The 11,479-nt window shown below is 54.8% G+C and carries 11 protein-coding genes; 2 read left to right on the forward strand and 9 right to left on the reverse strand.

Going from position 1 to position 11,479, the window contains the following annotated elements; translation table 11 throughout:
• Positions 1-57: 57 nt before the first annotated feature.
• The 5 genes from ACN0VD_RS10740 to ACN0VD_RS10760 form a co-directional block, all read right to left on the reverse strand.
• A complete protein-coding gene (locus ACN0VD_RS10740; protein ID WP_417594055.1) occupies positions 58-1,569 on the reverse strand; it encodes a M48 family metalloprotease in 1,512 nt (503 codons plus the stop codon).
• 111 nt (positions 1,570-1,680) lie between these two features.
• Positions 1,681-2,628, reverse strand: coding sequence for an acetyl-CoA carboxylase carboxyltransferase subunit alpha (locus tag ACN0VD_RS10745; RefSeq protein WP_417594057.1), 948 nt, complete (start codon positions 2,626-2,628; stop codon positions 1,681-1,683).
• A gap of 31 nt (positions 2,629-2,659) precedes the next feature.
• On the reverse strand, positions 2,660-3,556 hold the full coding sequence (locus ACN0VD_RS10750; protein ID WP_417594059.1) for a tyrosine recombinase: 897 nt from the start codon (positions 3,554-3,556) through the stop codon (positions 2,660-2,662).
• Positions 3,557-3,594: 38 nt separating this feature from the next.
• Positions 3,595-5,445: a hypothetical protein gene (locus ACN0VD_RS10755; RefSeq protein WP_417594061.1), complete on the reverse strand. Its 1,851-nt coding sequence runs from the start codon at positions 5,443-5,445 to the stop codon at positions 3,595-3,597.
• Position 5,446: 1 nt separating this feature from the next.
• Entirely contained in the window at positions 5,447-5,581 is a 135-nt protein-coding gene (locus tag ACN0VD_RS10760) for a hypothetical protein (RefSeq protein WP_417594063.1), read from the reverse strand.
• 48 nt (positions 5,582-5,629) lie between these two features.
• Between ACN0VD_RS10760 and ACN0VD_RS10765 the strand changes: the two genes are divergently transcribed.
• Positions 5,630-6,250 (forward strand): shikimate kinase, encoded by a 621-nt coding sequence (locus tag ACN0VD_RS10765; RefSeq protein WP_417594065.1) that lies wholly within the window; start codon positions 5,630-5,632, stop codon positions 6,248-6,250.
• Positions 6,247-7,347 carry a 3-dehydroquinate synthase gene (gene aroB / locus ACN0VD_RS10770; protein WP_417594067.1) on the forward strand — a complete coding sequence of 367 codons (1,101 nt, stop codon included), beginning with the start codon at positions 6,247-6,249 and terminating at the stop codon, positions 7,345-7,347. Before ACN0VD_RS10765 ends, aroB begins: the two co-directional genes overlap by 4 nt.
• A gap of 20 nt (positions 7,348-7,367) precedes the next feature.
• On the opposite strand, the gene ACN0VD_RS10775 is transcribed toward aroB, so the two are convergent.
• The 4 genes from ACN0VD_RS10775 to radA are packed head-to-tail and all read right to left on the reverse strand — an operon-like array spanning position 7,368 to position 11,473.
• Positions 7,368-9,134 (reverse strand): monovalent cation:proton antiporter-2 (CPA2) family protein, encoded by a 1,767-nt coding sequence (locus tag ACN0VD_RS10775; protein WP_417594069.1) that lies wholly within the window; start codon positions 9,132-9,134, stop codon positions 7,368-7,370.
• Positions 9,135-9,137: 3 nt separating this feature from the next.
• Positions 9,138-9,578: an iron-sulfur cluster assembly scaffold protein gene (locus tag ACN0VD_RS10780; RefSeq protein ID WP_417594070.1), complete on the reverse strand. Its 441-nt coding sequence runs from the start codon at positions 9,576-9,578 to the stop codon at positions 9,138-9,140.
• On the reverse strand, positions 9,575-10,099 hold the full coding sequence (locus ACN0VD_RS10785; protein WP_417594072.1) for a CvpA family protein: 525 nt from the start codon (positions 10,097-10,099) through the stop codon (positions 9,575-9,577). The genes ACN0VD_RS10780 and ACN0VD_RS10785 overlap by 4 nt, the downstream gene beginning before the upstream one ends.
• 9 nt (positions 10,100-10,108) lie before the next feature.
• Positions 10,109-11,473, reverse strand: a complete 1,365-nt coding sequence (gene radA / locus ACN0VD_RS10790) for a DNA repair protein RadA (RefSeq protein ID WP_417594074.1) — start codon at positions 11,471-11,473, stop codon at positions 10,109-10,111.
• Positions 11,474-11,479 lie beyond the last annotated feature (6 nt).

Raw genomic sequence — 11,479 nt, forward strand, 5'->3', positions numbered from 1 at the left:
TATTCGAAAAAAGAAGACGGTAGCCCAAGGGCTGCCGTCTTTTTTTGTACGTTATAGTCAGTAAGTTATGATTTTTACCTTTTGCCCCGCTTGCAACTCGTCTGTTGCGCGCAAGCGATTGAGCACCAGAAAACGATCCTTCTGATAAGTTGAATAAGCCATTCGCGAAGACAGGCTTGAAATTGTATCTCCATTTTTTACCGTTACGATATCAACTTTGCGTGGCTTGATTGCGGCCACCTGAGCCGCCGAAAGCCTGCCCATGCTCTGATACATTGGCGAGAAAACCGAAGCGCGACCTGCCGGGACTATAGTTGCAAAATGAAAGGCGCTGCTTTTCGAAAATTCATATGCGAAAACAGTCACGTCAACCTGACCATTGTCGCTGTCAACCCGCCCTGTCGCATAAGCTGCAGGCAACCCGTTCACCGTTGTTTTTTCTATTCCGCCGTAAGAAATCGATTTTCCTTCGCCCACAAGGCTTTTGAAAGCGGCGTCAATATAGGAAGTCATATTTCCGTTATAGGCAGCGGTCGTAAATTGTCCTTGGCCACTCGATCCGGTAAACGAGACGGCGCGTGCTCCATTTTGCATGGAGAAACCATTGGGAACGGTAAATTTCAGCTTCAAGTCGGGATGGAGGAAATTATTCCCCTCGATCACGCCTTGTTTGGGATCATCTCCGTACAAGATTCCATCCAATTTTTGCAGAAACTGATCCCGATTGCGCAGCCCCCCGGATCCCCCCAGTTTACGAGCATTGCTCGCAGCACGCGACACCCTTCGAGCAGGGTCAGGATGCGTGCTCGACCATTCGGGCGCACTGCGTGCGTCACGACCCGCTGCTCGCACATCAATCGCAGATTGCGCGGCCAATGAATATAACATGGTTGAAAGCGCCTGTGGATCATAGCCCGCCGAAGCGAGATAGCGGATTCCCAGGTCGTCAGCTTCATATTCCTGTGCGCGCGAATATTTGAGCGTCAACAATTGGCTACCAGTGCCAAAAACTTCCTGTCCGAGCCGCCCAATAGCAGAATCACCCAAAAGCACTTGGGCCCCGATTTGCCCCAAAATGCCCAAAATGCTGTTGCGCGTTGCCGCCTTCTGTCGCTTTTCGCTATGCCTCGCAGCAACATGGCCAACTTCATGGCCCAGAACACCAGCCATCTCCGCTTCATCGTTCATCAGCGCCATCAACTGCCGGGTAAGATAGACATATCCTCCCGGGATCGCAAAGGCGTTGTTCACAGGGCTGTTTAGCAGCGTTACCGTAAAATCACTGCGTGCATTTCCAAGACCGGATTGCACCGCAATATTTTGCCCGACCTGAACAACATAAGCAACTTGAGGGCCAGTATAGGCACCCCCGAATTCCTCCAGCAATTGCGGATGAGCTTCCGCCCCCTTCTGCTTTTCCGCCGCTGATATGGACCGCGCTTCGCCCGACTGACTTCCTGCCGATTCCACCGCACCGGCATCGGCTCCGCTGCCCGTACAGGCTGCCAGAATGACAACTCCTACAGCACTCATCAATTTTGTCGTCAGCCTTATCGAAAATCGTCTCATAGCATGCTCCTCATGGCTGCAATGTATAAGAACGGTTCAGCTGGTAAAGGGTTCCGCGTGTAAAATGACGTTTCGAGCCATCCGGCTAACGTAGAACCTGGACTTTCTGAATTATAGCGTACCAATCTGAAGAAATTTTTCGCGACGCATTTTTCGCAATGCTTCGCGGTCAAACTTCTCTAACTCTCCAAACTCTTCATCAATCGCTTTGCCCAGATCGGCAATAGCCAAAACCTGATCACGGTGTGCACCGCCTACTGGCTCGGCTATTATCCGGTCGATGACACCCAGCTTTTTGAGATTTTGAGCAGTGATTTGCATCGCGTCGGCAGCGACATCGGCTTTGTCACTTGTACGCCATAGAATCGACGCGCAACCTTCCGGTGAAATCACCGAATAGACAGCATGTTCAAACATCAACACACGTTCTGCAGCGGCCAAAGCCACCGCACCGCCCGAGCCACCTTCACCTACGATCACGGCTACCATAGGAACCCCAAGCGACAGGCATTTTTCAGTCGAGCGTGCTATCGCCTCAGCCTGCCCCCGTTCTTCAGCCGATACTCCCGGAAATGCTCCCGATGTATCGACCAAGGTTAAAACCGGTAGCGAGAACCGGTCGGCCATATCCATCAAACGGATCGCCTTGCGATATCCTTCTGGTTTTCCCATACCGAAATTGTGCCGCAAGCGACTTTGTGTATCATCACCCTTTTCGTGACCAATGACAATCAGCCGGCGTTCGCCCATTCGAGCGAAACCACCTATGATGGCCTGATCATCCCCAAAATTCCGGTCACCCCCGAGCGGTATAAACTCGTCAAACAGGCCTGCTATTAAATCTTTAAAATGGGGACGTTCGGGATGACGAGCAACCTGGGTTTTTTGCCAGGGAGTCAGCTTCCCATAGGTATCCGCCAGCATTTTGGCAGATTTGGTCTGCAGCTTTTCAATTTCCGCTTCGATATCCAGCGAACCTTCGTCCGCTGTATCTCTCAGCTCCAGAATACGGGATTGAAGTGCCGCAATCGGTTTTTCAAAATCAAGATAAGATGTCATGGAAAAGAGTTAGGACCGGACAAGCGAAACGTCAACGTACGAGATTTCGTTGTCTCAGAGGATGACGATTATTAACAAGTTCTACCAGACGCGCACTATCGATATGCGTATAGATCTGGGTCGTACTGATGTCACTATGGCCCAACAAGGATTGCAATGCCCGCAAATCTGCTCCCCCCTCAAGCAAATGAGTGGCAAAAGCATGTCGCAAGACATGCGGACTTATATTGGCGGGGTTGATCCCTGCCCTGGCGGCATGATCCTTGATAACCTGATATAATCTGATTCGGCTAATATGGCCCTTCCGTGAAGGGAATAGCCACTTCTCCTTCGGATCGACAAAGCCCGCCCATCGATGTACAGCGTCTCGGGCTTGTTGAGAGACGGGCACCAGTCGCTCTCGTTCCCCTTTTCCTTTTATAATCAAATAGGGTCTGTCGCCCGAAATTGACGATCGCTGCAAAGTCACAAGTTCGCTCGCGCGCAATCCCGAACCGTAAAGCAGTTCCATAATCGCCGACAGCCGGATGGTAGACGGTTTAACCGTATCGCAATTCAATTCCGTGGCGATCAACTGGAACAGATTCGCAACTTCCGTGTGCGATAGAGTCTTGGGCAGCGAACGGACCAGCCCCGGTCGCGGCAAGGCATCGGAAGGATCATTCTCCCGAAAGCCTTCTTCAATCAGAAAACCGAAAAAACGACGCAGACTCGAGGATTTGCGTGCAACAGTGCTATTTTGCAAGTCACGCCAATGAGAGGACAAATTCTTGATCATCGTCCGATCAGCGGCGAACAATTTACGACCCGTTATTGCAGAAGCTTGCTCCAGGTCAGTTCGATAAGCTGACAAAGTATGTTGAGATGCACCGGTCTCTGCGACCAGCATCTCAAGGAAACGTTCGATCAGATTGGCGTCATCGCTCATGCCCGCATGAATAGACCTCACCGCCTTCAAAGCAAAGCTTATGTCCGCGTCAACGCTTCCGCCGCAATCATTCGGGCTTCAGGTTCGAGCCCCACGCGTTTCAGACATTGTACAATGTGATATAGATGCACCGGCGACATCGCCTTCCAGTTCCGGCCTTGCATACCAACGGCCGCCAGCAAAGCGACGGTTCCTTGTTGCCCGCGCCGTGCGGCCGACTGGATCGCCCTCGTCCACCGCGTTGAACGCCCCAGGTCGAGTTCCAAATCGCTCGCAAAATCATTGATCGTCTGTTGGTCAGCCCTGCCCAGGCCAGCAACTGCTGCCAGCAAAAATTTACTCCGCAGGCGGCCGCTCCCTTCATCATTGTCGCCAAAATCATCGAGCGCGTCATAAGATACCGAAACATTTTTATTCGGCGAAGCCACCGCCAACAAAGCCCATCCTTTGCTACCCTGATCAACAATATCTGCCCATCTGACGGCACTACGATCAAGCCCGGCAGAGAGCATAGAAGCAATTAGGTCGCCGCTTTGTTCGCCGAGCGCCTCTGCGGGAGGAATTTTCGCCGCAGCGCGAGCCGTCAATATCTTGGCCGAATAACGGGTAAGAGTTCCATTGGACCGGCCCCAGAGATCATGCATCGCTGCCAATCGGGATTCTGCCGAATCATCAGTATATGCTTGTCGCAAAACCGACGCCAAAACTCTGCGATCATCCCCTGTTTCTGGATCCTCATATGCTGCAGAATAAAGGTCAACCATGGCCTGATTTGAAACCACTCCGATCGCAGCTGCAATGTCTGCAGCTTTCATTCGTGAATCGATCGAAAGCATGGGTGCTCGCACGCGCCACCCCTGCACATGGCGCCCCGCCTTAGCATAGAGACGGTCAGGCGGCTCCACCCCGGTCCCTGCGCCCAATCCGAAGCGCCAATTGTTGAAAAACTCGATATCATCCCAAAGGATTGAAACAGCACGCCGGCCTTCAAATCCGGCACCTATTGTCTTTTCAGCCAGCAAATAGTCAATCCCGGTAGCTACTTTTTGCCGTCTCGCTTGCTGGAGCAAACTATTCGCCCGGCTTTGTTCCCCTGCGAGAGACGCACATATAGGCCTGAACATGATCCATGTCGGCGCATCACTAACTCGCGCACCTTCGTCAACAAGGGGGCAAATGCCGGCTGGATCCGCGGTTGCCAGATGTGCCTGCATCGCCACTTCATAAAGCCGGGGGGTGTAGTTGCCACCATCTACCTTCATAACAAGTGAGCGGGCGGCGTCCGCTTCCCCCATCAACAACAAACGCCACGCTCTTTCGGCAGTCCAATCTGCGGGATTTATGTTATCGGGACTGACAACCTTGCTCAGCAAGGTTCGCCGCAGCAATATCGAACCCCAACGGGAAATGATGGGACCGTTCAGATTTCGGATCAGATTGGTCAGATATTGGCCGCCCTCTTGTCCAAACGCATCTTTCGCCAGACCATTATATTCGGGCGTCAACAAACCGATTTCTGCCATTGACCGTTTTTCACCGGCGCTCAGGCGATATTGGGGCCGCATCGCATCATCCAGCGCATTCAGATCTAGCTCGCCATTCTCATCCAGACTCAACGAGGGCAAATCGGGAGAAAACTCGGCGACATCGCCATCATTGACAGTCCTGCTTGATGGATCAGCCTGTTGCGGTGCCACAGGGCGTGCTGAAACCGGACCCGGCGCTGGTGTTGGCGCGATCACGGGCGCAGGGCTAGGCGCAGGAGCAGAATCTCCAAATCCTGGTGGCAGCAAGGATTCCGGTGTGTCCTGCCCCAGTACCGGGATCGCTATTACTAGCGCGCCAAGGCTGACAGCGGCCAAAGATATGGACTTGATACGTGTTCGCATATTATTGCAAATCATCACCGATTACAGGCTTTTCCATCGGGTGCAGCGGTTGTTCGACATCCATCGAAGCCAAATAAATCGCCGCGCCGATTAAGACTGCAACAAACAATATTAAAAAAACCAATTTACGCGGCATAGATCTGCCTCAACTTTTCAAACGGTTAAAAAACTAGCATAATCAGCATTGGAAATTGCACCCGTAGCCAACCACTGTATAGCCTTTGCCCCAATGGATAAAAACATAAAAGCCTCTTTCGACAATTCAGCCGGAAATTCCGGTGGAAATTCCGATTTCGCACCTGACCGGACACTTGTCCTGGTCGGTTTGATGGGTGTCGGGAAAACCACCGTGGGCAGACGCCTTGCAAAACGGCTGGGCCTTGCCTTCGTGGACGCCGACGAGGAGATAGAACGGGCAGCAGGCCTCACGGTCGAAGAAATTTTCACTCGTTTTGGCGAAGGTTATTTCCGTGATGGGGAACGACGTGTGATAACTCGACTGCTGGAAGGAAAGCGTCAGGTCATCGCCACTGGTGGGGGAGCGTTTATGAATGAAGAAACACGTTCGCTGATTCTTGAAAAGGCAATCGCGATATGGCTCGACGCCGATCTGGATACGCTGGTAAAACGTGTCGGACGGCGCGATACCCGGCCATTGTTAAAATCCGGTGATCCCGCGAAAATTTTAGCCGATCTGGCAAGGACAAGAAATCCCGTTTATGCCACCGCACATATTCATGTCATAGGCAATGATTCGCCGCATGAAACAACCGTAGAGAAAATCATTGAGGCATTGCGACATTGACCCAAATCACTGTTGACTTAGGTGAGCATAGCTACCCGATACTTGTCCAGCCAGGTGCGATGGAGCAGGCTTCGACGCATCTGCAGAGATTTGCCAACAATCAACGGTTTTTCGTTCTCACGGACAAAGATGTCGAACCTCATCTGCTACCAAAGTTGCAGGCCTCTTTTGCCGAAAGTGAAATCGATCTGGTGATAAAAAGCCTGCCGGCAGGAGAATCGAGCAAGAGTTGGCGACAACTGGAATCGGTAACCGACTGGCTATTGACCCAAGGCGTCGAGCGTTCCGATACACTGGTCGCGCTTGGCGGCGGTGTCATCGGTGATCTCACCGGATTTGCGGCAGCAATTGTCAAGCGCGGCTGCAGGTTCGTCCAGATACCCACCAGTCTTCTGGCCCAAGTGGATAGCAGCGTTGGCGGCAAAACCGCGATCAACAGTTCAGCCGGAAAGAACTTGATCGGTAGCTTTAACCAGCCCCGTTTTGTGCTGATTGATCCACTGGTACTGAACAGCCTGCCAGACCGGGAATTGCGCGCCGGCTACGCCGAAGTGATCAAATATGGACTGATCAGCGACCCGGACTTTTTCGCCTGGTGCGAAGCCAATGGCAGCGAGGTTCTGAATCGCGACCCGGGAGCTCTCAGCAAAGCGATCATCCATAGCGTGCGCGCAAAAGCCCTGATCGTCAAAGAAGACGAGAAAGAGCTCAGCGGCCGCCGTGCTCTACTCAATCTTGGCCATACATTCGGCCATTCACTGGAGGCGGAAACCGGTTTTTCGGACAAGCTGGTCCATGGCGAAGCCGTTGCTGCCGGCATGGCGCTGGCATTCGGATATTCGGTACGCCGCGGCCATTGCGACCCGGCCGAAGCGGAGCGCGTCCGGTCCCATCTAAAGTCGGTCAATTTGCCATATAATCTGGCGACTGCTTCGGTCAGTGCATCCGGTCAACGACTGGTCGACCATATGATGCACGACAAGAAAATGAGCGGCGGCACCCTGCCCTTCCTGCTTGCAAACGGTATCGGACAGTCCTTTCTGGCGAAGGATGTCGATCTGGAGGACGTTGCAAAATTTCTGGACGAGTCTGACTAACCAAACGCGAAAATCGGAGATCAGGATTCCTTCGCCGCGCTATTTCCGAATCTGAGTTCTCCACCGGCAAGCATGTCACCGCCGGACTTCATCTGCGCTTCCAGCCGATCGCAATCGCGCTGACGGAATTCTTCGTCGACCTCTTCGATCAGACTGCTATCCAAATCAATTGCGAACATGGTCTGCCGCGCGAGATGGATCGCGGATTCAAACATTTCCCGCTTCATCCCGACGATGCCGAGCCCCTTGAGCGCGATCAGCTGGCGGCGGTCATAGACCCGGACGAATATCTTGGTTTCCGGAAAAGACTGAACGATCGCGCGCGCTTGTTCGGGACCGAATTCCTTATCATCCATGCAGAAGACGATGGCATCCGCTTCATGCGCGCCCGCGCGCCGCAACAGGTCCACACGAGTGCCGTCGCCATAGAAAACCTTCGCGCCAAATTGCTGATGCACATCAATCTGTTCCGGCTTGATGTCGATCAGCGTCAGCGGGATTTTTGCAGCCATCAGCACTTGCGACACCGTCTGGCCAAACCGCCCCTGACCGACCACGATGACCGATGCCCGCCCGGCGTTGGAGGGATCTTCGAGATCCGCTGACGACTTGCTTGCTCCACTGCTGAATCGCCGCGCGAGCAGCATCAGAAAGGGCGTCGTCGCCATTGAAATGGTGATAATCGCGCCGAACAGACTGCTCGCTTCGGGTTCAATCAATAGCGCCTTTTCTGCTTCAGAAAATAGCACAAAGCCAAATTCACCACCCTGGCTCAGCAGCATTCCCATCGCCAAAGCCGGGTTGGTGTCCATCCCGAAGAGTTTGCCAAGCCCGAAAATAATGGCGATTTTGACCGCGACCAACGCAAGGGCTGCCCCCAGTATAAAGGCTGGATTTTCCATCACGACATTCAGGTCCAGCATCATACCGACCGCCAGGAAGAAGAAACCGAGCAATAGAGATCGAAAAGGATCAATATCGGCTTCCAGCTCATGTCGATAGGGAGAATTCGCGAGCATCACCCCGGCGATAAAAGCCCCCAGAGCTGGCGACAGACCGATAAAGTCCATCAGTGCTGCGCCGCCCAATACAGCCACAAGACCGGCAACAATAAACAATTCACGCTCCGCAATCCTGCCAATCACTTTCAGCAATGGCTGCAACAGATATTTGCCGGCCAGGATGAGCCCGCCTATGGCAAGTATCGCGTATAGCGCGGTCAGCCATCCTGACGGCCCGCCTTCGTCCTGTGGTGCGCGGGATAGCGCAGCAATGATAGTGAGCAGCGGGATGATCGACAGGTCCTGAAACAACAGGATCGAGAAAGCTTTTTCTCCGGTCGGCGTATTCAGTCTGCCGGAAGATTGCAGCATCGGGAGCACCTGCGCCGTCGAGGACAGCGCCAGTGGCAAGCCTATGGCGATGGATGCGGCAAGGGTGAAATTGGTCGTCGCCATGATCAGCAGAAACAGCGCGACGCCGCACAACACAACCTGACTCATTCCGAGACCGAATATTGCCTGACGCAAACGCATGAGTCGCGCCGGTGCCAGCTCCAGCCCGACGATGAAGAGCAGCAGAATGATTCCGATTTCGGAAAACTCGAGGATTGTGCCGGCATTGCTGATCAACTGGAACCCGTGCGGGCCAATCAATACCCCTGCGATCAGATAACCGAGAACCGCGCCGATGCCGAACCGGCGAAACACCAGCACCATGACCAGAGCCGCGCCGAGCATTACGAAGCCGCCCAGCAACAGATCGGCCATATGGGTTTCGGTTTCCATGGCTCAGACCGCCTTTTGCTTGGCAGCGGCGTCTGCGAAAGCAGCGATCACTGTATCATAAGGAAGTAATATCGCGGCATGACGGCCCTTGTGATCCCGGGCGGCCGCCAGCTTGTCCATATCCGGCCATGGTCCGGGCGTCTCGCCTTCTCCGTCCAGAAAGGCGGCCAGATTGTCCCGCACAGCGCTGATATCCGCGACCGTCCTGCCGATGGCTTGCGCCCCCAAAATGGCGGCAGAGGCCTGTCCCAGCGCGCAGGCGCTTATTTCGAGACCGATATCCTGCAGCTCGCCATCATCGCCGAGCATCACGTCTGCCGAGACCTTGCTGCCGCAGGTCCGGGATCGCAATTCGGCCGATCCGTCGGCATCGTCGAGCCTTTTCTGGTGCGGAATCGACACCGCGAGACGCAGAATGTCGCGGGTGTAGAGCGCCCCGCTCACTGGTCCGTTCCTGCGGGCTCGTCGTCCGACTTCCGCTGTTCCTCGACAAAGTCAACCATTGCCTTACCGCTGGCGTTGAGCAACGGATAGGTCCGGGAATCGGCCAGCCATTCCGGTCGCGGTTCGTCCGCGCCATAGATTGTGTCATAAACCAGAACGACCAGCAGATAGAGCAAGGTCGCGCCGATCAGCCCCTTGATCATGCCAAAGCCGAAGCCGAGCACGCGATCAATCGGACCCAGAACGGATTTGCGCGATTTTCTGCCAATGGATCTCGCGATCCAACGCCCCAGCGCATAAGTGACGATGACGATAGATGCGAAAGCCAGCACAGAAGCGCCGCTCTCGCTGCCCACTGGGCTGATCAATCGCTCATATATCGGCGTGTGCAGCATCCGAACACCCAACACGACCAGTATCCAGACAAAGAGCGAAAGCGCTTCCTGAACGAATCCTCTGAGGAAACCGAGCACCGCTGCTCCGCCCATTAAAATCAGCACAAATATATCGAGACCGGTCATCGGCTCTAGCTAGTCACGCTCGAGCATATGGTCAACGAGATTGGCGAGTTTGGCGAATTGCAGTTTCTTCATGCTGTCGCTGCTTTTTTCACCGGACGCCGGTATCAGAGCGCGGTCGAAGCCCAGTTTCGACGCTTCCTTGAGACGGAGAGGCGTGCGCGAGACCGGCCGGATTTCCCCGGACAACGCAATTTCTCCGAAGATCACGGCGTCGCTGGGCATCGGACGTTCGGCATGGGCGGATATCAGCGCAGCCGCCACAGCCAGATCGGCAGCGGGATCGGTGAGCCGATAGCCCCCCGCGACATTGAGATAGACTTCTGCGCCGGAGAAGCTCAGCCCGCAGCGCGCTTCCAGCACCGCCAGGATCATCGCCAGCCGGGAGCTATCCCATCCAACCACGGAACGCCGAGGGGTTGCGCCACTCGCCAGACGGACTGTCAGCGCCTGAATCTCAACCAACACCGGCCTTGTGCCTTCCATCGCCGGGAAAACGGTCGCTCCGGTAACTTCCTCGCTGCGATCGGTCAGGAACAGGGCAGAGGGATTGGCCACTTCGGTGAGGCCTTTCTCTTCCATCGCGAACACACCGATCTCGTCGGTGCCGCCGAAGCGGTTCTTGATTGCACGAAGTATTCTATATTGATGACTGCGCTCGCCCTCAAAGCTCATCACCGTATCGACCATATGTTCGAGCACACGCGGCCCCGCGATATTGCCGTCCTTGGTGACATGGCCGACCAGCATCACCATCGTGCCATGTTCCTTGGCAAATTTGATAATCTCCTGCGCCGAGGCGCGCACCTGACTAACCGTGCCGGGCGCGCCTTCGATCAGATCGCTGTGCATGGTCTGGATCGAATCGATCACGACAAAATCCGGAGCATCGCGGCCCAATGTGGTCAATATGTCCCGTACCGAAGTCGCCGATGCCAGTTTGACTGGTGCCTTGCCCAGCCCCAGCCGTCTTGCCCGCAACCGCACTTGGTCCGCCGCTTCCTCGCCGGAAATATAGGCCACCGAAAGCCCTGCCTCGGCCAGTCGCGCAGAAACCTGCAGCAATAATGTCGATTTCCCGATCCCCGGATCACCGCCCATGAGCGTCGCCGATCCGGCCACCAGTCCGCCACCAACAGCGCGGTCAAATTCGGCAATGCCCGTTTTGCGACGGTCCGGCAGCGCGATCTCGCTATCCAGTCCGACAAGCCGCACCTCGCGCCCGCCGGTCTGCAGATTATGCTTGGAAGCAAACACCGTTTCGCCCGCTTCCTCGACCAGCGTATTCCACTCGCCGCAATCGCCGCACTGCCCTTCCCAGCGATGCGCGATCGAGCCGCAATTCTGACAGACATATTTTTTCTTCGGTTTGGCCATGCGGCT

This window comes from Parasphingorhabdus sp. (genome assembly GCF_048267785.1).
Taxonomy (GTDB): domain Bacteria; phylum Pseudomonadota; class Alphaproteobacteria; order Sphingomonadales; family Sphingomonadaceae; genus Parasphingorhabdus.

Coding starts and splice junctions, on each gene's coding strand:
- ACN0VD_RS10740 (WP_417594055.1), bottom strand. CDS start 1,569: ATGAGACGATTTTCGATAAGGCTGACGACAAAATTGATGAGTGCTGTA.
- ACN0VD_RS10745 (WP_417594057.1), bottom strand. CDS start 2,628: ATGACATCTTATCTTGATTTTGAAAAACCGATTGCGGCACTTCAATCC.
- ACN0VD_RS10750 (WP_417594059.1), bottom strand. CDS start 3,556: ATGAGCGATGACGCCAATCTGATCGAACGTTTCCTTGAGATGCTGGTC.
- ACN0VD_RS10755 (WP_417594061.1), bottom strand. CDS start 5,445: ATGCGAACACGTATCAAGTCCATATCTTTGGCCGCTGTCAGCCTTGGC.
- ACN0VD_RS10760 (WP_417594063.1), bottom strand. CDS start 5,581: ATGCCGCGTAAATTGGTTTTTTTAATATTGTTTGTTGCAGTCTTAATC.
- ACN0VD_RS10775 (WP_417594069.1), bottom strand. CDS start 9,134: ATGGAAACCGAAACCCATATGGCCGATCTGTTGCTGGGCGGCTTCGTA.
- ACN0VD_RS10785 (WP_417594072.1), bottom strand. CDS start 10,099: ATGACCGGTCTCGATATATTTGTGCTGATTTTAATGGGCGGAGCAGCG.
- radA (WP_417594074.1), bottom strand. CDS start 11,473: ATGGCCAAACCGAAGAAAAAATATGTCTGTCAGAATTGCGGCTCGATC.